We start from the raw sequence: 19,243 nt of genomic DNA on the forward strand, positions 1-19,243 counted from the left end.
AGGCTTCCCACGCTCTTTCACACGGGCGATCTTCCTTCGTAGGGGCCCCGAAGAAACCACTCCACCCCATCGAGCCAACCCCCAAAGCCCATCACCGCGCAGCAGACCGCCGAGCGAACTCCGGCGTAGGCTCCGGGAACACACTCCGGCCAAGCAGCTGCGCCGGTATCCGCCGCAACAACGGCGTCCCCGTCAACACCCGCAACGGCAACGGCGGCCGACCCGCCCCGGCGACCTCGATCTTCCCTTCCAACGCAGGCCGCAGCCCCCGAGCGTGCAAAACCCGCTGCAACGTCTGAATCGCCACGGTAGGCAGCAGACGCCGCCACCGAACCTTCGCAAGATCCCAAGTGGACACCGACCGTCGCTGAATCGGCCCAGCCAGCATCCGTGCCGCGGCCACACCGTCCTGCACAGCCAGATTGATCCCCACCCCGCCGATCGGCGACATGGCGTGCGCGGCGTCCCCCAGGCACAGGAACCCGTCCAGGTGCCACCGCCGCAGCCGGTCCAGCTTCACGTCCAGGGTCTTCACGTCGTCCCACGAGCTCACCGCGTCCGCGCGATCCGCCAGCCACGGCGCGACCCCGATCAGATCGCGCACCATCCCCTCGACCGGAGTCCGCCGAGCCTCGGCATCCGACCCCTTCCGGATCAACGTCGCCACCTGCCAGTAATCCCCGCGATCGATCAACACCGCCGCCCGCGCCTTGCTGATCAGCCCCACGATCCCCGCCGGGTCCGACGCCAAGCGCGGCAGCCGAAACCACCACACGTCCATCGGTGTCGGATACGACTTCGGCCGCAGTTCCGCCGCCGCCCGCAGGATCGACCCGCGCCCGTCGCACGCCACGGTCAGATCCGCCGCGATGCTCCCGGTCTCCCCGTCGCGGGTCCGATAGGTGACCCCGACAACGCGCCCGTTCTCCCGCAGCAGCCCGGTCGCCTCGGTCCGCATCCGCAGCCGGAATGTCGGTTCCGCGGCCCCGGCGTCGGCCAGCAGGTCCAGGAAGTCCCACTGCGGGACCATCGCGACGAAGTTGTTGGGCCCCGGCAGGGTCGTCAGGTCGGCCACTGTCGCCGCCCCGCCGCGGAACGGGACCTGCACTCGCTCGATGCGGCTCTGGGGCAGGGCGCGGAACCGCTCTCCCAGGCCCAGGTCGTCGAGCAGGTCGAGGGTCGGCGGGTGCACGGTGTCGCCGCGGAAGTCCCGCAGGAAGTCGTCGTGCTTCTCCAGCACGGTGACCTCGATCCCGGCCCGTGCCAGCAGCAGGCCCAGCACCATGCCCGCGGGTCCGCCCCCGACCACACACACCGTTGTGCGTTCCATGACCCCTCCTATTTTCAACACCAGTTGAATAAGTTGAGGATGCACCCTGGCTCCGGCTCGGTCAAGTCCAATCGGCAGGGATACGCTGATCCGGCCATGAGCACGCCACACGCAGACACCCAGATCCGAGCCCGCTTCTGCCCGTCCCCGACGGGCACCCCGCATGTCGGGCTCATCCGCACCGCCCTGTTCAACTGGGCTTTCGCCCGGCACACCGGCGGCCGACTCGTCTTCCGGATCGAGGACACCGACGCCGCGCGCGACAGCGAGGAGAGCTACCACGCCCTTCTCGACGCGCTGCGCTGGCTCGGCATCGACTGGGACGAGGGCCCCGAGGTCGGCGGCGAGTACGGCCCCTACCGGCAGAGCGAGCGCGCCGACCGCTACGCCGAGGTCGTCCGCAAGCTGACCGATGCCGGGGAGCTGTACGAGTCCTTCTCGACCAACGAAGAGGTCGAGGCCCGCCGCAAGGCCGCCGGGCAGGACCCGAAGCTGGGCTACGACAACGCCGACCGGGACCTCACCGACGAGCAGCGCGCCGAACTGCGCGCGCAGGGCCGCGAGCCGGTGCTGCGGCTGCGGATGCCCGACCGGGCGATCGGCTTCACCGACCTCATCCGCGGCGACATCAGCTTCCCCGCGGGCAGCGTGCCCGACCCGGTGCTGGTGCGCGCGAACGGCCAGCCGCTCTACACCCTGGTGAACCCGGTCGACGACGCTCTCATGCGGATCACCCATGTCCTGCGCGGCGAGGACCTGCTGCCCTCGACGCCCCGCCAGATCGCCCTTTACGAGGCGTTGCAGCGGGTGGGCGTCGCGGAGTTCACCCCGCACTTCGGGCACATGCCCCTCGTGCGCGGGGAAGGCAACAAGAAACTGTCCAAGCGCGACCCGCAGTCGAACCTGTTCGCCTATCGCGACCGCGGATTCGTCCCAGAGGGAATGCTGAACTATCTCGCGCTGCTCGGTTGGTCCATTGCCGACGATCGCGACATCTTCAGCATGGCCGAGATGGTCGCCGCGTTCGACATCGCCAAGGTCAGTTCCAATCCGGCCCGGTTCGACCTCAAGAAGGCCGAAGCCATCAACGCCGAGCACCTGCGCGCGCTGCCCACCGCGGATTTCGTCCAGCGGGTGGTGCCCTATCTGATTTCCGCGGGCGTGCTGCCCCGGACGCCGACGGCGGCGCAGTTGGCCACATTGGACGCGGTCGCCCCGATGGTGCAGGAACGCCTGATCGTGTTGTCCGACGCGGCGCCGATGGTGCGCTTCCTTTACGTGGCCGAGGAGGAGTTCGCCCCCGAGGCGGACGCGGCGGCCAAAGTGCTCGGACCCGACGCCAAGCCCGTGCTCGACGCGAGCATCAAGGCGCTGGAGACGCTGCCGGAGTGGACAACAGCGGCCATTGAGGAAGCGCTCAAGACGGCCCTCATCGACGGCCTCGGGCTCAAGCCGCGCAAGGCGTTCGCTCCCGTCCGGGTGGCCGCCACCGGCCGCACGGTGTCGCCGCCGCTGTACGAGTCGCTGGAACTACTCGGACGTGACTGCACTCTCACTCGATTGCGGCGCGCTAACCCGTAACGCGGCAAGGCGGGCCCGCGATAGAGTTCTTTAGCAGACTATCGCGGGCTTTCTTGCTTGACCGTGTCAGAAGCCGAAACATCACCTGTGCAGACGAATCGGGAAGCCCGCCCGGGCATCTAGCCTCGCTGGATGACTTCCGCGCTCGTGCCATTTCCGTCGCCCACGACCACGCCCCGCCAGGGTGTGCCGAACCCGTCGCACGAGCCGCCCGCCATTCACGCGATCTGCCTGGATATCGATGACACATTGATCGATTTCACCGGGTCCGCCCGAATGGCGTTGTCGATATTGATCGGCCGCGACGACATGTGGCCAGCGTGGCAGCGCATCACCGACGAGCACAGCGCCATGGTCGTCTCCGGCGAGCTTGACTACGACTCCATGCGCCGGGCCCGCACGAAGGCCTTCCTGGCCGACCTGGGCGCCCTCATCGACGACGAGACGGTCGCCGTCCTCGAAGACCGCAGACTGGCCCAGATGAGCCAGGCGTGGCGGCTGTTCCCCGACGCCGTGCCGTGCCTGGACTGGCTCAGAGCCGCAGGCTTCAAGATCGCCGCGGTCACCAACGCCTCCGGCCCGCACCAGCGCACCCGGCTCGCGGGCCTGGGCTTGTCCCGCTTCTTCGACGCCGTGATCAGCGCGGGAGAACTCGGCGCGGCCAAACCCGACCCCACCATCTTCCATACCGCCTGCGCCGAACTAGGCGTGACCCCACACGAGACCGCCCACGTAGGCGACCGCCTAGACCTCGACGCCATCGGCGCCCGAGACGCGGGCCTGCACGGCATCTGGCTCGACCGCGCAGCCGACCAACACGACCACGACGACACCCCAGAGGTCCCCGTCGTCGAAACCCTCGCCGACCTCCCCGAGCTGCTCGTCAGCGAGTACCGGACCCCCGGCATGACCAGCGCCTCCGGCGTCCCCGGCCCCCGACGGTAGGGGCCGATTTCTCGATCAGCGGGGGTGTGGTCTAACATCTTCTCCGGCGACAGGGACAGCGGATCCGCACCAGAAGCAGACCCGCTCACCTGAATGCCAATGGGGTATGGTGTAATTGGCAGCACGACTGATTCTGGTTCAGTTAGTCTAGGTTCGAGTCCTGGTACCCCAGCTTGGAGAGCCCAAAGCGGTTCTGCTAAGATCTCTCCAGCGAAAACAACTGAATGAAGTAGGCAAAGTTCCTGGCCCCGTCGTCTAGCGGCCTAGGACGCCGCCCTCTCAAGGCGGTAGCGCGGGTTCGAATCCCGTCGGGGCTACAGAGTGGGAGAGGTCTGAAAGCGGAAAGCGCTTTCGGGCCTCTTTCGCTATTCGCGCTGGGGGGCGACCCCCCAGACCCCCACGGTGCGTTCTCTCTTGAACCAGCGGGGCTCGCGCTTCGCGCATCGGAGTGGGGGGAGTGGGGAAGTGGGGGCGGAGATGGGTCTGTGTCTCCTTGGGGGCGTGTGCCGTTTGGAGCGTGGGGTGTGGGGTGGGGGATGTTGCTTGGGAGTGTCGTTGATGTTTCGTTCTGACGGCTAACTGTCTCTCGCTGGTGCAGCCAAAGCTGGCAGGTGCGAGATGGGCGGGCAAGCTAATCCTCCCTCCTGCCGACCAAGCCCGGCCCTGTCGGGTGCTTGGCGGGGCGAAGGAGCAGACCCGCCCCCCGACGAACCGGGCACTACCCCTGCTAGGTGCTCATAGGCCAAGGAGCACACCCGCCCCCGCAAAGCCGCACTGCCCCTGCCAGGTGCTCGTGGGAGCGGAACAGCGAACCCACGTTCCTGCCAGGCCGCACCGAGGCTCGCCCAGTGCTCGATGGGGTGGAGTGATTTCTTTGGGGGGAAGGAAGATCCCTAAACTTGCCGTGGTCGTGGGGCCGAAGGCTCCCCACCCGTCTTTCCCACGACGGGATCTTCCTTCGTAGGGGCCCCGAAGAAACCACTCCACCCCATCGAGCAGACCCCACGAAGCCCAGCCTCGCAGAAGCCCCATCGAGCCCTCCGCTCAAGCCTCACCGCGGCCGGACCACGTCCCCGGACGCTCGAAACCAAGCGCCCCAAGGTGACCACCAGCCACAGATAGCGCACCGCCCTCACAGCCAGGGCGGTGAGGGCGGTGGAAGGTTAGAGGCGGTTTTGGAGGGCGTCGGCGGCGGCTAGGAGGTCGGCGGCCCAGCGGGCGCCGGGGCGGCGGCCCATGCGGTCTATGGGGCCGCTGACGGAGACGGCGGCCACCACGGTGCCGGAGGCGTCTCGGACGGGGGCGGAGACGCTGGCCACGCCTGGTTCGCGTTCTGCGACGCTTTGGGCCCAGCCTCGGCGTCTTACCTCCAGGAGGGCGCGTTCGCCGAAGACGGCGTCGGTGAGGAGGCTGCGTTGGGTGGCTGGGTCGGCCCAGGCGGCCAGGACCTTGGCTCCCGAGCCCGCGGTCATGGGGAGGCGGGAGCCGACCGGGACGGTGTCCCGCAGGCCGCTGGGGGGTTCCGCGGAGCAGACGCAGATTCGGTGCAGACCGTCGCGGCGGTAGAGCTGCACGCTCTCGCCGGTTCGGTCCCGCAACCTGGGCAGGACCGAGGTCGCCGCGTCGAGCAGGGGGTCGGTCGCGCCGCCCGCCAGTTCGGCCAGAGCCGCGCCGGGGCGCCATCTGCCGTCGGACCCTCTGCGCAGGAGGCGGTGCACCTCCAGGCCGACCGCCAGCCGATGGGCCGTGGCCCGGGGCAGGCCGGTCTTGGCGCACAACTCCGCCAGGCCGCAGGGCTCCTTGGCCACCGCCTGCAGTACGGCCATTGCCTTGTCCAGAACTCCGATGCCGCTATGCTGTCCCACGTCTCGATACTACTTTCCCGTTATGTGGGAAGTCCAGTCTGTGGGAAGCTGATGGTGATGGGCGATGGCCAAAACGCTCGCCGAAAAGGTGTGGGACCAGCACGTGGTGCGTCGCGGCAGCGGCGCGGAACCTGATCTGCTCTACATCGACCTGCATCTCGTGCACGAGGTGACCAGCCCGCAGGCCTTCGACGGCCTGCGGCTCGCTGGGCGGCCGGTCCGCAGGCCGGATCTGACCATAGCGACCGAAGACCACAACGTGCCGACGGTGGGAATCGACCTGCCCATCGCCGACCCGGTCTCGCGCACCCAGGTGGAGACGCTGCGCCGCAACTGCGCCGAGTTCGGCGTGCGGCTGCACCCCATGGGCGACGTCGAGCAGGGCATCGTGCACGTGGTCGGGCCGCAGCTTGGGCTCACCCAGCCCGGCATGACCGTGGTGTGCGGCGACAGCCACACCTCGACGCACGGCGCGTTCGGCGCGCTCGCGTTCGGCATCGGCACCTCCGAGGTCGAGCATGTGCTCGCCACGCAGACACTGCCGTTGCGCCCCTTCAAGACCATGGCCATCACCGTCGAGGGCGAGCTGCGCCCGGGGGTCACCGCGAAAGACGTGATCCTCGCGGTGATCGCGAAGATCGGCACCGGCGGCGGCCAGGGGTACGTCCTGGAGTACCGCGGCCCGGCCATCGAGAAGCTGTCGATGGAAGCGCGGATGACCGTGTGCAACATGTCGATCGAGGCGGGCGCGCGGGCCGGGATGATCGCCCCGGACGAGACGACCTTCGCTTATCTCAAGGGTCGTCCGCACGCGCCGCGGGGCGCGGACTGGGACGCCGCGGTGGCCGACTGGCGCGAGTTGCGCACCGACGACGGCGCGACGTTCGACGCCGAGGTCGTGCTCGACGCCGCCGAGCTGACTCCGTTCGTCACCTGGGGAACCAACCCGGGGCAGGGCCTGCCGCTGTCGGCGGCGATCCCGGACCCGGAGCTGATCGCCGACGAGAACGAGCGCGTGGCCGCCGAGAAGGCCTTGTCGTACATGGATCTCACCCCGGGCACGCCGCTGCGCGAGATCAGCGTCGACACGGTGTTCCTCGGTTCCTGCACCAACGGCCGCATCGAGGATCTGCGCGCGGCGGCGGACGTCATCCGCGGCAGGCACGTCGCGGACGGGGTGCGGATGCTCGTGGTGCCCGGCTCGATGCGGGTGCGCGCGCAGGCCGAGTCCGAGGGCCTGGACAAGGTGTTCCTCGCCGCTGGCGCGGAGTGGCGGCAGGCTGGCTGCTCGATGTGCCTTGGCATGAACCCCGACCAGCTCGCCCCCGGGGAGCGCAGCGCGTCCACATCGAACCGCAACTTCGAGGGCAGGCAGGGCAAGGGCGGGCGCACCCACCTGGTCTCGCCGCTGGTCGCCGCGGCGACCGCGGTGCGCGGCACGCTTTCCTCGCCAGAGGACCTCGCCCCCGCCACCAGCACCGACGACCGGAACTGAGGTATCGACACCATGGAGCCGTTCACCACGCACACCGGGGTCGGGGTGCCGCTGCGCCGGTCCAACGTGGACACCGACCAGATCATCCCCGCCGTCTACCTCAAGCGGGTCAGCCGCACCGGGTTCGAGGACGGGTTGTTCGCGGCTTGGCGAAACGACGAGCACTTCGTGCTGAACCAGGAGCCCTACCGGGCGGGCAGCGTCCTGGTCGCAGGCCCCGACTTCGGCACCGGGTCCTCCCGCGAGCACGCCGTCTGGGCGTTGTCCGACTACGGGTTCCGGGTGGTCGTCTCCGCCCGCTTCGCCGACATCTTCCGCGGCAACGCGGGCAAGCAGGGCCTCGTGGCCGCCGAGTGCGCCCAGTCCGACATCGAACTGTTGTGGAAGCTGCTCGAAGCCGAGCCTGGGACGCAGGTCACTGTCGACCTTGTCGAAAAGACCGTCCGCGCCAAGGACTTCTCCGCGCCGTTCTTCGTGGACGACTACACCCGCTGGCGGCTGCTCGAAGGGCTCGACGACATCGCCCTGACCCTGCGCCACGCGGACGCGATTGACGAGTTCGAGCAGGCCAGGCCCTCGTGGAAGCCGGTGACGACCCCGCTTCCGACCGCCTGACCCCCGGGCCGGATTCCCCTTTCCCGAAGGGGGATCCGGCCCGCTCTCCGTCAGCCACAACCCAACGCGAGCACCCCGCGCGACGCCCGAAAACCAGCGTTTCGGCCCTCCGAGTGGACGCCGACACCGCATGACGCAAGGAAAAATCGGGCGCGTCGCGTGGAAATCGCGCGCATTTGGGCCTATCTTGGCGAGAAGTCGGCCGAGTTCGGCCGTTAACGGCAGTGTGGCTCTCTTACGGAGGACTGAAGGGTGAACAAGGCCCAACTCATCGAGGCGTTGTCCGAGCGCCTTGGCGACAAGAAGGCCGCAGGCGCTGCGGTCGACGGTCTCGTCGACGTGATCGTTCGCACGGTCAACAAGGGCGAGAAGGTCAACATCACCGGCTTCGGCGTGTTCGAGAAGCGCGCCCGTGCTGCCCGTACCGCGCGCAACCCGCGTACCGGCGAGACGGTGAAGGTCAAGAAGACGAACGTGCCCGCGTTCCGCGCCGGGACCATGTTCAAGGAGGTCGTGAGCGGGGCGAAGAAGCTGCCCAAGGTCGCGGCCACCCGCGGGGCGGGCACCACCGCCCGCGGCACGGCGGCGTCCACTCGCGCCGCGGGCACCACCACCCGCGGCACGGCGGCGTCCACTCGCACCGCGGCGCCCAAGCCCGCGGCCGCGACCACGCGCAGCACCACCACGCGCACCCGTGCGGCAGCGGCAAAGCCCGCGGCGGCGGCGAAGCCCGCCACCACCACCCGCACCCGCGCGGCGGCGGCGAAGCCCGCGGCCACCAAGACCGCGGCGGCCTCCAAGGCCACCACCACGAAGACGGCGGCCCCCAAGGCCACCCCGGCCAAGAAGGCCACCCCCACGGCGGCGAAGACCACCGCCACCAAGAAGACGACGGCCGCCAAGAGCACCACCCCCAAGGCGACCGCCAGCGCCACCCCGGCGCCCAAGAAGGCCACCACCCGCAAGAAGTAGTGGCCGTCAGGCAGTAAAAGCTTTTCGCGAGAGCCCCGCACGCTTCCCCCGTGCGGGGCTCTCGCGTATCCGGGCCAAGGACCGATGAGGCTCGCTGGGCCGTGGTTCACGGGACAGGCGAGCAGGTTTGGCAGGCAGGCGGCTTCGTGGGCGAGCGGTTGCCTGCTTGGGGAACAACAGGGTTTACCAGCCAGGCAATGGGCGCGCTTCAGCGCAGCCTGGCCGTCGGCGGGGGACTGCCAGTTCGGCGGACAGCCGGTAAAGCAGTGGGACGGGTGTGGCAGGCGAGAAAGCAGCCGACGGACCCGATTGGCGTGGGATTACCGGTCGGCAGGCGGACGAACTGTCGGGTCGGCCCGGGTCGCCCCTTGAGTTGGTAGTCGGCCAAAGCGGTGGACGGCTTTAAGGACAAGCGGTAGCCGACCAAGCTCTCGGAGCCTGCTCGTCACCCCCTACCCTCCTGCCAACCAAGCCCGGCCCTGCCGGGTACTTGGCCGGGGTGAAGGAGCGAACCCGCCCCCCACAGAGCCGCACCCGGCCTGCCATGTGCTCGATGGGGTGGAGTGGTTTCTTCGGGGGTGAAGGAAGATCCCTAAACTTGCCGTGGTCGTGGGGCCGAAGGCTCCCCACCCGTCTTTCCCCGCGACGGGATCTTCCTTCGTAGGGGCCCCGAAGAAACCACTCCACCCCATCGAGCCAACCCCACAACCCAGCCCCCGCAGAAGCCAGCCAACACGAATCAAGGCGAGTCGACGTAGTCCGCCGCCACAAGCTCCTCACCAGCGAACGACAGCACCCAGACACTGCCCTTCCGACTCTGAGGCTCCCCCAATTCCACACCAGACCCCGCCGACACTTCCGCCAGCGCCCCCGGGATCACACCCCCCTGACTGCACACGACCGCGACCTCCCCCGTGGCCACAACCCGCCGAAACACGTCCACAGCAGCCCCTTCAGCCGCCTGCTCCGCCAGCGCGGGCTCCTGCTCCACCGAAACCCCCAAGAGACCTGCCAGCGGCCGCACAGTGTCCACGCACCGCACCTTCGGAGCCGCCAACACCCGCGACGGCCCGAACAGCGGCAGCAGCCGCGTCAGCGCCTCCCGTTCCCGCAGCCCGGTGGGCGACAGCGGACGCTCCGCGTCCGGCCCATGCCAGCGGTCTTTCTTGCCCGCGTGCGCATGTCGAACCACCAGCAACGTCGTCGTCTCAGCGGGCAAAGCCGCGAAGCGCGCCAACACCACCCGATCGTGCGGATAGGTCACCAGGTGAACCGCGTCGGACACGGGTATCCAGCGCAGGACGTCGACCTCGTCGTTGGGCTCAAAGGAACCCCCAGCCGCGCGGGCGGCGAAGTAGGAGACCGTCTTGGCGCTCTCACCGACCACGTAGTGCACCTGCCCGAGGGAGCGGCCCAGCACCGCCGCGAAACCGGTCTCCTCGGCCACTTCCCGCACCGCCGCGGCGTGCACCGACTCGCCGGGGTCGAGTTTTCCCTTGGGCAGGCTCCAGTCGCCGTAGCGGGGGCGGTGGACGATGGCTGTCTCGACCGTGTTCTTCCCGCGCCGCCACAGGACCGCGCCCGCGGCGGCGATGTGTCCCGGCACGGCTAACCGAGGGCGCGGTGTCGGGCGAGCATCCCCGCCTGGTGGTCGCGGACCTGTGAGCCGTCCGCGGGCGACGGTTCCCACTCGCCCTTGGGGGACAGGATCCAGCACCGGGTGCACGGGTCGAGCGCGGAGTCGAAGAGCTCGTCCAGTTGCGCGGTGAGCCGCGGATCGGTGACCCGGACCTGGACTTCGACGCGCCGGTCGAGGTTGCGGTGCATCATGTCCGCGCTGCCGATCCAGTGCTCCCCGGCGCCCGCGAAGTGGAAGATGCGCGAGTGCTCAAGGAACCGCCCCAGGATGGAGCGGACCTGGATGTTCTCGCTGAGCCCCGGGATTCCCGGCTTGAGCGCGCAGATCCCGCGCACCACCACCTCGACCGGCACACCGGCCTGCGACGCGCGGTAGAGCGCGTCGATGACCTGTTCGTCCACGAGGGAGTTCACCTTGATGCGGATTCGCGCGGGCCGCCCGGCGCGCAGGTGCTCGACTTCGCCTTCGATGCGCTCGACGATGCCGCGCCGCACGCCGTAGGGGGCCACGAGCAGGCTGCGGTACTTGTCCTGCCGGGCGTAGCCGGTCAGCACGTTGAACAGGTCGGTGAGGTCCGCGCCGATCGCGGGCTCGGCGGTGAGCAGGCCGACGTCCTCGTAGAGCCGCGCGGTCTTCGGGTTGTAGTTGCCGGTGCCGATGTGGCAGTAGCGGCGGATCGTGGAGCCCTCCTGGCGGACCACGAGCGAGGTCTTGCAGTGCGTTTTGAGGCCCACCAAGCCGTACACCACGTGCACGCCCGCCTTCTCCAGCGCCCGCGCCCACTTGATGTTGGCCTGCTCGTCGAAGCGCGCCTTGAGTTCCACCAGGACGACGACCTGCTTGCCCGCCTCGGCCGCGTCGATGAGCGCGTCCACGATGGGCGAGTCGCCGGAGGTGCGGTACAGCGTCTGCTTGATGGCCAGCACCTGCGGGTCGCTCGCGGCCTGCTGCACGAACCGCTGCACGCTGGTGGAGAACGAGTCGTACGGGTGGTGCACCAGCACGTCGCCCTCGCGCAGCGTCGCGAACACGCTCTTGGGCGTCTCGCGCTCGGCGAACGCCGGGTGGGTCGCGGGGACGAACGGCGGGTCCTTGAGCTCCTTGCGGTCCACGCCGTAGATCTGCCACAGGCACGACAGGTCGAGCAGGCCCTGCACGACGACGACGTCGTTGGGGTGCACCTCCAGTTCGCGCAGCAGCAGTTCGAGCATGTGCTCGCTCATGTCGTCGGACACTTCCAGCCGCACCGACGGGCCGAACCGGCGCTGCGCCAGTTCGCGTTCCAGTGCCTGCAACAGGTCCTCGTCGCGGTCCTCTTCGACTTCGAGGTCGGCGTTGCGGGTGACCCGGAACGCGTGCACCTCGATGACCTGCATCCCGGCGAACAACGCGTTCAAGTGGGCCGCGATCAGCTCTTCCATCGGCAGGAAGACGGCCACCTGCTCGTCGGCGCTGCGGTCGATGGGGACCAGGCGCGGCACGTTGTCGGGGACCTTGACCCGGGCGAACCGCTCGGTGCCGCCCTCCGGGTCGCGCACCGTCACCGCGAGGTTGAGGGAAAGCCCGGAGATGTAGGGGAACGGGTGCGCCGGGTCGACCGCGAGCGGGGTGAGGACCGGGAAGACCTGGTCGCGGAAGTAGATCGACAGCCGCCTGCGGTCGTCGTCGGTGACCTCGTCCCAGGTGGCGATCTTGATGCCGCGGTCGGCGAGTTCCGGGCGGACCCGGTCGGAGAAGGCGCGCGAGTGCTGGGCGACGAGTTCCTGGTTGCGCTTGGCGATGTGGCCCAACTGCTCGCGCGGGGTAAGTCCGTCCGCGCTGCGCACCGACAGCCCGGTCTCGTTCCGGCGTTTGAGGCCCGCGACGCGCACCATGTAGAACTCGTCCAGGTTCGAGGCGAAGATGGCGAGGAACTTCGCCCGCTCCAGCAGCGGCTGCGACGAGTCCTCCGCGAGCGCGAGCACCCGGGCGTTGAAGTCCAACCAGGACAGTTCCCGGTTGAGGTAGCGGTCGTCGGGCAGGTCCGTCACGGCAGCGGCCGGGGTCACCGCCGGTGGCGCGAACGGGACGCTGCGCGGCTCCGGCGTGGTTTCCGGCGCCGAGGTCGCTGGCGGCGGCGCGTCGGGGGCGGGGGCTTGGTCGTGCGTGCTCTCCGTGCTCACACCCTCATTGTCCAGCAGAGATGCGACAACCGCGCGTTCCCGGGCCTACGCGACCGTGAACTTTCTTGTGATCTACAGCCTGTTCCAAGGCGTTCCGCAGGCCGCGCGGGTGGCGCGGGTCGTGTTGGCTCCGACGCCGAGTGAGCGCGCGTGCGCCAGGTCCTCGGGCGTGTCGACGTCGCAGCGCAGGCGGGGGAGGTCGTCGCCGACGCGGATGGCGGAGTGGGCGTGGGCGTTCGCCGAGCCAAGTCCGAATCGGGGGGCGAGCGGCCCGCCGGGCGCGGACAGCAGCAGTGTCGTGCCGGTGCCGGGCCGGTCCGCGACGAACGCGCGCCGCCCGTCGGCCTCGGCCACCGCCGCGGCGAGCGCGGCGGGGGTCAGGGCGGGCAGGTCGGCCTGCAGCGCGCCGACCACCGACCGGGGGTCGCGGGCACGCAGCGTCGCCGCGCCGAAGCGCAGCGCGGCGTTGAGCCCGGCGAGGCCGCGCTCGTCGACGCATTCCGCTGCCGTCGGCGCCAGCGCGCCTGCCACCCGTTCGTCCTCGCACACCACCAGCAGCCGCCGCACCCCCGGCGCGGCGAGCGCGGCGGCGACGGTGTCGAGCACCACCGCCAGCACCAGGTCGCGGTGGCAGGCCGGGCCGCCGCCCACCGCGCCACGCAACCGCGACTTCGCCCGGTCCAGGTGCTTGACCGGCACCACGAGGTCCACCACCGCTCCGATACTGCCGGCCAGCGCTGACACCCACCCCGTATGGACCCGCGACCGGGTGGCCAGGAAGACTCACTGCCCACGGTTGCGCGAAGAGGAGGAGCAGTTGGGCAAGCGCGAGAAGGGCGGGTTCTGGGTCGGCGCCGCGGCGGTCGCCTTCTACCCGATGACCTGGCTGGGCAAACGCACCTATCGCGGCGCGGAGAAACTGCCCGCGACGGGTCCGGTGCTGCTGGTGATGAACCACGTCTCCCATCTCGACCCGCCCAACGACGCGGTGTTCGTGCACCGCAACAAGCGGGTCCCGCGCTTCATGGCCAAGGACAGCCTGTTCCGCGTCCCGGTGTTCGGCAAGATCCTCGCTGGCTCCGGCGGCATCCCCGTCTACCGGGGCTCTTCCGAGGCCAGGCACAGCCTCAGCGCGGCGCACGAGGCGCTGCGGACGGGGAAGGCCGTGGTGATCTACCCGGAGGGCACCATCACCAAGGACCCGGACGGCTGGCCGATGCGCGCCCGCACCGGCGTCGCCCGGCTCGCGCTGGAGAACGACGTGCCGGTCATCCCCGCCGCGCGCTGGGGCACGAACCACATCTGGGACGGCTACACCAAGAAGTTCCACCCGCTGCCGCGCAAGGAGGTCGTCACGGTCCTCGGCGACCCGGTCGACCTGTCGGCGTACCGGGGACAGCCGGTGACGAACAAACTGCTGCGCGAGGTCACCGACCTGCTGATGGCTGAGATCCGGCGGATGCTGGCCGAGATCAGGCAGGAGCCCGAGCCAGCCGGGTTCTACGTGCCCCTGGCCAGGCAGAGCGCCAAGCGGGGCTCCGACGAGGTCGCGAGCTGACATGGCCGCCGCTGGCAAGACCACCGCTGGCAAGATCACCGTGCTCGGCGCGGGTTCCTGGGGCACCGCGTTCGCCAAGGTGCTCGCCGACGCCGGGCAGCCGGTCACCCTCTGGGCGCGGCGCCGCGACGTCGCCGATGCCGTCACGCGGGACCGGGAGAACGGCGACTACCTGCCGGGAATCCGCCTCCCGGACAACCTGGCCGCCACTTCCGACCCCCGCGTCGCCCTCGACGGCGCGGACACCGTCGTGCTGGCCGTCCCCAGCCAGAGCCTGCGCCACAACCTGACCGCGTGGCGCAGCCTGCTGGCGCCGGACGCGACCCTGGTCAGCCTGGCCAAGGGCATCGAGCGGGGCACGCTGCGCCGGATGAGCGAGGTCATCGTCGAGGTGACCGGCGTCCCCGACGACCGGATCGCGGTCGTGTCCGGCCCCAACCTGGCCCGGGAGATCGCCGAAGAGCAGCCGACCGCCACCGTCATCGCCTGCCGCGACCACGACCGCGCGGTCGCCGTCCAGCGGGCCTGCACCACCGGCTACTTCCGCCCGTACACCATCACCGACGTCATCGGCTGCGAGATCGGCGGCGCCTGCAAGAACGTCATCGCCCTCTCCTGCGGCATGGCGGACGGCCTGGGCTTCGGCGCGAACACCCTGGGCACCCTGATCACCCGGGGCCTGGCCGAGACCAGCCGCCTTGGCGCGGCCCTGGGCGCGGACCCCATGACCTTCGCGGGCTTGGCGGGACTGGGCGACCTGGTGGCCACCTGCTCGTCCCCCCTCTCCCGCAACCGGACCTTCGGCGCGAGACTGGGAAGCGGCGAGTCCATGGCCCAGGCCCAGGCCGCCGTCCACGGCCAGGTGGCCGAGGGCGTGAAGTCCTGTTCGGCCATCCGCGAACTGGCCCAGCGCCACGGCGTGGAAATGCCCATCACCGAGGTGGTCCACCGGGTCTGCCACGACGGCTTCCACCCCCGCGAGATGGCGGGCGAACTAATCGGCCGCAAGACAAAGCCGGAACGATGACGACCCCAGACTTTGGCGACGGCACCCGCTGCGTCCACGCGGGTGCCCCACCGTCCACCCCCGGCACTCCCGTCCCACCCCAACCGGTCCTGGCAGCCCAATTCCACCTGTCCGACTCCGGCGACTTCTACGGCCGCGCCACGAACCCCACTTGGCGCGCCCTCGAATCCGCCCTGGGCGACCTGGACGGCGGCGAGTGCGTTGTCTATTCCTCAGGCATGGCCGCGATCTCCGCGCTCCTGCGCACGGTCTTGGGCCCAGGCGACAAGGTCGTGCTGCCCTCGGACGGCTACTACCTGGCCCGCTCTTACGTCCGAGAGCACCTAACCGCCCTGAACCTAGACGTCCACGAAGTCCCAACAGTCGCGAAGTGGACACCCGAGACCGTCGCCAACGCCCGGTTGGTCCTGCTGGAAACCCCCTCCAACCCGGGCTTGGACGTCTGCGACATAGCCGCGATCACCACCCTGGCGCACGAGGCGGGCGCACTGGTCGCCGTCGACAACACCACCGCGACCCCACTAGGCCAACGCCCCTTGGCCCTGGGCGCGGACGTGACCCTCGCCAGCGACACCAAGGCCCTTTCCGGCCACAGCGACGTAGTACTAGGCCACATCACCACCACAAACCCCACCCTGGCCGCCCAACTAAGAGCCGAACGCACAGCAAGCGGAGCCGTCCCAGGCCCATTCGAGACCTGGCTGGCCCACCGAGGCCTGGGAACCCTGGACCTACGACTGGCCCGCCAGGCAGAAAACGCCAACGCCCTCCACAAGGCCCTCAGCGACCACCCCAGAGTACGAAACCTGCGCTGGCCCGGCTCCCCAACCGACCCGGCCTACCCAACAGCCACAAAGCAGATGCGCCGCTTCGGCGGCGTACTCGCCTTCGAACTGGAGTCAGCAGCGGCAGTGGACTCATTCCTCGACGCCGCCCGCCTAGTCGCATCAGCCACAAGCTTCGGCGGCCTCCACTCCTCAGCAGACCGCCGAGCCCGCTGGGGCGACCCGGTCCCAGCAGGCCTACTCCGCTTCTCCTGCGGCTGCGAAGACCCCCAAGACCTCACCGCAGACGTCCTGAAAGCCTTGGCCGCACTCTCACCAGACAAGCCGCACACCCACTGAACCGCACCAAGGCTAGCCCAGCGCTCGATATGCGCAGTGCGCCAAACCCGAGCATCTGCCAGGCCGAACCAGCCCTGCCAGGTGCTCGATGGGGTGGAGTGGCTTCTTTGGGGGTGAAGGACGAGCGACAACGCAACCAGACCCCGTCCCACCATATGAACAGCTTGACCCCGGAGCAGCGAAATGCTCGACTAGCACCATGCTCCTGCGCGCCATGACCGACCGGCGAGGTCACATCGACCTCAGCCGTGTCGCCAGCGCGCTCTGTCTCTGTCGGTAGATCCGCCGCCCCGTGCCCGCGAATCCCGAAGAGAGCCCACCCCCATGTTCGCAGTGCCCCCCAACACCGTCGCCCTCACCACTATCCCCACCACCGCCCACCCCGCGCTGATCGCCCGCGAATACGCCACCGACCGCGCGACCTGGCGCCACCTACTCCGCTACGACCCCACGGAACGTTTCGCCGCCCGAATCGCCAAGACCGAAAACCAGGAGGTCTGGCTGATGAGCTGGCTCCCCGGCCAGGGCACCGACCTGCACGACCACAGCCTGGCCACCGGCGCTTTCACCGTCGTCTCCGGTTCCCTCACCGAACGCGTGGCAACCCACGGCAAGCCTGCCGAGGCCCTGCACCACCTGATCCAAGGTCAGACCCGTGTCTTCGCCCCCGGCTACATCCACCAGGTTCGCAACGACTCCCCGGACCCGGCGGTCAGCATCCACGTCTACCGTGCCGCCCGCCCTCCGATGGGCCACTACCGCTTCGACCCCCTCACCGGCCCCGAGCCCGCCGCGTGACGTGCTCCGGAACCGGCGCCCCCGCCAGGGCGTCATCCGGTGATGGCGCACCCCACACGGTCCGCACCGGCAGAACCCCCGCCCAAGCCGTGTTGGCAGCCACATCCTCCGCGTCATCCACCGGCCCACCGGTGCGAACCTTCACCGCGGCTTCGGCAAGGTCCACAGCCAACACCGCCGTAGCCGCCAGTTCCTTCGCGTTCGGCTCCCGAGCGTGCTCCCATGACCCCGGCGCCATGTGCTCGGTGAGCACCCGCAACGCCCGCAGCTTCGCCGAAGGCTCGACCACCGGCCTCGCCGACCCATGGATCACCGCTGAGCGGTAGTTCATCGAGTGGTGAAACACCGACCGCGCATAAACCACCCCGTCGAGCAACGTCACCGCCACGCACACCTCGACCCCTTCAGCCGCCGTGCGCAGACTCAGCGCCCCGGTGGAGCCGTGCAGGTAGAGAGTGTCGCCGTCGCGCCCGTACCCGGTGGGCAGCACCAGCGGAGCCCCGTCGACCACTGTGGACAGATGGCACACCAGGCCAGCGTCCAGAATCGCCCACAGCGCCGCGCGGTCGGTCACCGCGCGCTTGGCGCCGCGCCGGATCGTGCTGCGGTCGGTGGGGGACAGGGATTCAGCGGAGCGCGTCTCGGTCACGGCTATCACCTTCGCCCACCTGAGTGGCATGCTGACAGGTCCACAGCAACACGATTTTGGGAGGCCACTCGTGTCGGAGAGTCCCGCGCTGCCGGTCACCCTGGACCGTCGGTCGGCGACCCCGCTGGCCGTGCAGCTCGCCGAGGAGCTGCGGACGGCCGCCGCCGACGGCCGGTTGCGCAGCGGTGACCGGCTGCCGTCCACCCGCGCGCTCGCGGCCCAGCTCAAGGTGAGCCGGACCGTCACCGCCGCCGCCTACGAGCAACTGCACGCCGAGGGCTGGATCGCGGGCAAGCACGGCTCGGGCACCTATGTCACGACCGCGCCGCCCGGCTCGCCCACGGCCAGGCCGCGCCGCGCCAAGCCCGCCGCCGAGGACGAAGCCGCGGTGGACCTGCGGCCGGGCTCGCCGTGGGCGGGGGGCATCGACCGGTCCGCGTGGCGGCGGGCGTGGCGGGGCGCGGCCGAGGCCGCCCCGATGCTGCGCCACCAGCGCGCGGGCCTGCCCGCCTACCGCGCGGTCGTCGCGGAGCACCTGCTGCGGCACCGGGGGCTGCGGGTGCGGGCCGAGTTCGACGAGTCCGGCGAGGGCGAGTCGGTGCTGGCGACCGGCGGCACGACGGCGGCCGTGGCCGAGCTGGCGGCGACGGTCCTGCGGCAAGGCGACACGGTGGCCGTGGAGGACCCGGGCTACCAGCGGGCGGTGGAGACGATGCGCGCCGCCGGGCTGCGGGTGGTGCCGATCCCGGTCGACGCCAACGGCCTGCTGCTCGACGCCGTGCCCGCGGGCGCGAAGGCCGTCTACTGCTCGCCCGCGCACCAGTACCCGCTGGGCAGGCGGATGTCGGCGGGCAGGCGGGTCGAGCTGGTCGAGCGGGCCCGCCGCGAGGGCTGGCTGGTCATCGAGGACGACTACGACGGCGAGTTGCGCTACGACGTGGCGCCGCTGCCGCTGCTCGCCGCGCTCGCCCCGGATGTGGTGGTGCACCTGGGAACCACGAGCAAGATCCTGACCCCGACGCTCGGCGCGGGCTGGCTGGTGGCCCCGCCAGCGGTGGTGTCCGCCGTCCTGGAACACCGCGAGTCCACTGGGGCCAGCCCGTCCGCGGCCGGGCAGCTCGTGGTCGTGGAGTTGGCCCGAAACGGCGACCTGGGCAGGCACCTGCGCAAGCTGCGCCGCGAGCTGTCCGAGCGGCGCGCCCTGCTGGTGCGGGCGCTGACGGACGGCGGTGTCGCGGTCATCGGCGACGACGCGGGCGCGCATCTGGTGGTGCCGCTGGACTCCGCGGAGACCGAGCGCGACCTGATCGGGCGGGCCCGCGCGCGCGGCCTCGTCCTCGACGGCCTCGCCCGCCACCACTGCGGCAAACCGACCTGGTTCGGCATCGCCCTCGGATACGCGGCGTGCTCAAGGAAGCAGCTCCACGAGGCCATTCCGGAGCTGCTCGAGGTCTTCACCGGGCGGGTGCGCTCATCCGGGTAG

16 protein-coding genes and 2 tRNA genes are annotated in these 19,243 nt (G+C 70.1%); 12 read left to right on the plus strand and 6 right to left on the minus strand.

Annotated elements, in window-relative coordinates; genetic code table 11:
• Positions 1–91: 91 nt before the first annotated feature.
• On the minus strand, positions 92–1,330 hold the full coding sequence (locus tag BLS56_RS08835; RefSeq protein WP_091449481.1) for an FAD-dependent oxidoreductase: 1,239 nt from the start codon (positions 1,328–1,330) through the stop codon (positions 92–94).
• A gap of 96 nt (positions 1,331–1,426) precedes the next feature.
• Between BLS56_RS08835 and gltX the strand changes: the two genes are divergently transcribed.
• The 4 genes from gltX (at position 1,427) to BLS56_RS08855 (ending at position 4,173) form a co-directional block, all read left to right on the plus strand.
• Positions 1,427–2,911, plus strand: a complete 1,485-nt coding sequence (gltX, locus tag BLS56_RS08840) for a glutamate--tRNA ligase (RefSeq protein WP_091449482.1) — start codon at positions 1,427–1,429, stop codon at positions 2,909–2,911.
• A 132-nt stretch (positions 2,912–3,043) separates the two neighbouring features.
• On the plus strand, positions 3,044–3,856 hold the full coding sequence (locus BLS56_RS08845; protein WP_091449483.1) for an HAD family hydrolase: 813 nt from the start codon (positions 3,044–3,046) through the stop codon (positions 3,854–3,856).
• A gap of 100 nt (positions 3,857–3,956) precedes the next feature.
• Positions 3,957–4,028, plus strand: a tRNA-Gln gene (locus tag BLS56_RS08850).
• A 72-nt stretch (positions 4,029–4,100) separates the two neighbouring features.
• A tRNA-Glu gene (locus BLS56_RS08855) sits at positions 4,101–4,173 on the plus strand.
• An 846-nt stretch (positions 4,174–5,019) separates the two neighbouring features.
• Here the strand turns inward: BLS56_RS08855 and BLS56_RS08860 are convergent.
• Positions 5,020–5,721 carry an IclR family transcriptional regulator gene (locus tag BLS56_RS08860; RefSeq protein WP_194957322.1) on the minus strand — a complete coding sequence of 234 codons (702 nt, stop codon included), beginning with the start codon at positions 5,719–5,721 and terminating at the stop codon, positions 5,020–5,022.
• 64 nt (positions 5,722–5,785) lie between these two features.
• On the opposite strand from BLS56_RS08860, the gene leuC reads away from it, so the two are divergent.
• The 3 genes from leuC to BLS56_RS08875 all read left to right on the plus strand — a co-directional run bounded on the left by leuC (position 5,786) and on the right by BLS56_RS08875 (position 8,803).
• Positions 5,786–7,216, plus strand: a complete 1,431-nt coding sequence (leuC, locus tag BLS56_RS08865; RefSeq protein ID WP_091449485.1) for a 3-isopropylmalate dehydratase large subunit — start codon at positions 5,786–5,788, stop codon at positions 7,214–7,216.
• A 12-nt stretch (positions 7,217–7,228) separates the two neighbouring features.
• Complete coding sequence (gene leuD, locus BLS56_RS08870; protein ID WP_091449486.1) at positions 7,229–7,831, plus strand: 3-isopropylmalate dehydratase small subunit; 603 nt, start codon at positions 7,229–7,231, stop codon at positions 7,829–7,831.
• A gap of 252 nt (positions 7,832–8,083) precedes the next feature.
• Entirely contained in the window at positions 8,084–8,803 is a 720-nt protein-coding gene (locus BLS56_RS08875) for an HU family DNA-binding protein (RefSeq protein ID WP_091449487.1), read from the plus strand.
• A gap of 739 nt (positions 8,804–9,542) precedes the next feature.
• On the opposite strand, the gene BLS56_RS32885 is transcribed toward BLS56_RS08875, so the two are convergent.
• The 3 genes from BLS56_RS32885 to cofC form a co-directional block, all read right to left on the minus strand.
• Complete coding sequence (locus BLS56_RS32885) at positions 9,543–10,409, minus strand: NUDIX hydrolase (protein ID WP_324187504.1); 867 nt, start codon at positions 10,407–10,409, stop codon at positions 9,543–9,545.
• Between the two features lie 2 nt (positions 10,410–10,411).
• Complete coding sequence (locus tag BLS56_RS08885; protein WP_228771489.1) at positions 10,412–12,604, minus strand: RNA degradosome polyphosphate kinase; 2,193 nt, start codon at positions 12,602–12,604, stop codon at positions 10,412–10,414.
• A 72-nt stretch (positions 12,605–12,676) separates the two neighbouring features.
• Positions 12,677–13,315 carry a 2-phospho-L-lactate guanylyltransferase gene (gene cofC / locus BLS56_RS08890; protein ID WP_091449676.1) on the minus strand — a complete coding sequence of 213 codons (639 nt, stop codon included), beginning with the start codon at positions 13,313–13,315 and terminating at the stop codon, positions 12,677–12,679.
• A gap of 106 nt (positions 13,316–13,421) precedes the next feature.
• Here cofC and BLS56_RS08895 point away from each other — a divergent pair, with 106 nt between their 5' ends.
• The 4 genes from BLS56_RS08895 (at position 13,422) to BLS56_RS08910 (ending at position 17,111) form a co-directional block, all read left to right on the plus strand.
• Positions 13,422–14,162 (plus strand): lysophospholipid acyltransferase family protein, encoded by a 741-nt coding sequence (locus tag BLS56_RS08895; RefSeq protein ID WP_091449677.1) that lies wholly within the window; start codon positions 13,422–13,424, stop codon positions 14,160–14,162.
• 1 nt (position 14,163) lies between these two features.
• Positions 14,164–15,189: an NAD(P)H-dependent glycerol-3-phosphate dehydrogenase gene (locus BLS56_RS08900; RefSeq protein ID WP_091449489.1), complete on the plus strand. Its 1,026-nt coding sequence runs from the start codon at positions 14,164–14,166 to the stop codon at positions 15,187–15,189.
• Complete coding sequence (locus tag BLS56_RS08905; RefSeq protein ID WP_091449490.1) at positions 15,186–16,313, plus strand: cystathionine gamma-lyase; 1,128 nt, start codon at positions 15,186–15,188, stop codon at positions 16,311–16,313. Before BLS56_RS08900 ends, BLS56_RS08905 begins: the two co-directional genes overlap by 4 nt.
• Before the next feature lie 324 nt (positions 16,314–16,637).
• Complete coding sequence (locus tag BLS56_RS08910) at positions 16,638–17,111, plus strand: cysteine dioxygenase (RefSeq protein ID WP_091449491.1); 474 nt, start codon at positions 16,638–16,640, stop codon at positions 17,109–17,111.
• Here the strand turns inward: BLS56_RS08910 and BLS56_RS08915 are convergent.
• Complete coding sequence (locus BLS56_RS08915) at positions 17,086–17,760, minus strand: pyridoxamine 5'-phosphate oxidase family protein (protein ID WP_228771490.1); 675 nt, start codon at positions 17,758–17,760, stop codon at positions 17,086–17,088. The two genes, BLS56_RS08910 and BLS56_RS08915, sit on opposite strands and share 26 nt — an antisense overlap.
• 28 nt (positions 17,761–17,788) lie before the next feature.
• Between BLS56_RS08915 and pdxR the strand changes: the two genes are divergently transcribed.
• Positions 17,789–19,243, plus strand: coding sequence for a MocR-like pyridoxine biosynthesis transcription factor PdxR (gene pdxR, locus BLS56_RS08920; protein ID WP_091449493.1), 1,455 nt, complete (start codon positions 17,789–17,791; stop codon positions 19,241–19,243).

Origin of the sequence: Actinokineospora iranica (assembly GCF_900101685.1) — a bacterium.
In the GTDB taxonomy this organism is placed as follows: domain Bacteria; phylum Actinomycetota; class Actinomycetes; order Mycobacteriales; family Pseudonocardiaceae; genus Actinokineospora; species Actinokineospora iranica.

Excerpts from the sequence above, each read along its gene's own strand:
- BLS56_RS08835 (WP_091449481.1), bottom strand. The coding sequence starts at position 1,330 with ATGGAACGCACAACGGTGTGTGTGGTCGGGGGCGGACCCGCGGGCATG.
- gltX (WP_091449482.1), top strand. The coding sequence starts at position 1,427 with ATGAGCACGCCACACGCAGACACCCAGATCCGAGCCCGCTTCTGCCCG.
- BLS56_RS08845 (WP_091449483.1), top strand. The coding sequence starts at position 3,044 with ATGACTTCCGCGCTCGTGCCATTTCCGTCGCCCACGACCACGCCCCGC.
- leuC (WP_091449485.1), top strand. The coding sequence starts at position 5,786 with ATGGCCAAAACGCTCGCCGAAAAGGTGTGGGACCAGCACGTGGTGCGT.
- leuD (WP_091449486.1), top strand. The coding sequence starts at position 7,229 with ATGGAGCCGTTCACCACGCACACCGGGGTCGGGGTGCCGCTGCGCCGG.
- BLS56_RS08900 (WP_091449489.1), top strand. The coding sequence starts at position 14,164 with ATGGCCGCCGCTGGCAAGACCACCGCTGGCAAGATCACCGTGCTCGGC.
- BLS56_RS08905 (WP_091449490.1), top strand. The coding sequence starts at position 15,186 with ATGACGACCCCAGACTTTGGCGACGGCACCCGCTGCGTCCACGCGGGT.
- BLS56_RS08910 (WP_091449491.1), top strand. The coding sequence starts at position 16,638 with ATGTTCGCAGTGCCCCCCAACACCGTCGCCCTCACCACTATCCCCACC.
- pdxR (WP_091449493.1), top strand. The coding sequence starts at position 17,789 with ATGCTGACAGGTCCACAGCAACACGATTTTGGGAGGCCACTCGTGTCG.